General features: G+C 64.7%; 2 protein-coding genes. Both read right to left on the bottom strand.

Annotated features, from left to right (window positions below; genetic code table 11):
* Positions 1-532: hydantoinase/oxoprolinase N-terminal domain-containing protein (locus tag EOA27_RS37170; RefSeq protein WP_281059521.1), on the bottom strand; the 532-nt coding region annotated here is incomplete at its 3' end.
* A gap of 26 nt (positions 533-558) precedes the next feature.
* Positions 559-1,214 (bottom strand): ABC transporter permease (locus tag EOA27_RS37165; protein ID WP_145970854.1); only part of this gene is annotated, 656 nt, incomplete at its 5' end.

The raw sequence follows: 1,214 nt of genomic DNA, 5'->3' as shown, positions 1-1,214 counted from the left end.
CAGCAAGCTCATGCGCCGGGTTAACCACCGACCACAGGAGGCCGACGGCGATCGCCTCGACACCGAGGCCGCGGAATTCGGCCGCCGCCTTGCGCACGTCGTCCAGCGACAGCGGCGCCAATTCACGGCCGCGCGCGTCGATGCGGCCGGCGACCGTCTTGGTCAGATGGCGCGGCACATAGGGATCGGGATAGTTCAGCCGCCACTGGAAAGCGCCTTTGCGCGGGCCCTCGCGCAGCACGAGGATATCCTGGTGGCCGGCGGTCAGAATGAGGCCGACCTTGACCGTCTTACGCTCGACCAATGCGTTGGTGGACACGGTCGAGCCATGCACGATAAGGTCGATCTCTCTCATGAAGTCGGCGCCGCTCAGGCCATAGCCCTCGGCCGCGACATGCAGGACATTGATGAAGCCTTTCTCGAATTCGCCGGGCGTCGTCGGCGACTTGAAGATCGCGATCTCGCCCTTGCTGTTTGAGACGAGGCAGTCGGTGAAGGTGCCGCCGATGTCGATGCAAACTTGATAGGCCATACGAGCTTCCCGAACAGGTTGGAGTATCAGCGCCTGGCTTCGTCGCGGTTGACGATCAGGCTGACGACGATGATGACGCCCAGGCAGATCTGCTGCAGATAACCGTCGATCTGGACGAGATTCATGCCGTTGGAGAGCACTGTGACGAACAGCGCGCCGAGCACCGCGGCGCCAACGCCGCCCTCGCCGCCGGAAAGGCGCACGCCACCGACCACGGCGGCCGCGATGGCTTCAAGCGTGAGGTTGCCGCCGAGATTGGGCTCGCCAGAGCCGGTGCGCGCAGTGAGCAGAAGGGCGCCGAGTGCTGCCAGAAGCGCGCAAAGCATGTAAGCCAGCACCAGCACTGGCATGGTGCGGATGCCCGCCGCCACTGCCGCCCTTGGGTTGGCGCCGATGATATAGAGGCTCCGGCCAAAGCGCGTCGCTTTAAGTGTCAGGAACAGAAGCACGAACACCAGCGCGGCGATCCAGATCGGCATCGGGATGGCGAGCAGCGAGCGCTCTGCGAATTCGGCGGTGAGGCTCTTCGGCAGGCCGGTGACCGGAAAGCCGCCGCTGATCGTCGAGGCAAAGGCCAGCACCATGTTGGCCATACCAAGCGTCGTCACCAGCGGATTGATGCCGATGCCGGCGATGAGGAGTCCGTTGGCGAGGCCGATCGCGCCGGCGATCAGAACCGCCG

It is taken from the genome of Mesorhizobium sp. M2A.F.Ca.ET.037.01.1.1, assembly GCF_003998075.1.
GTDB lineage: Bacteria > Pseudomonadota > Alphaproteobacteria > Rhizobiales > Rhizobiaceae > Mesorhizobium.
This window is presented reverse-complemented; position numbering and strand designations above follow the sequence as displayed.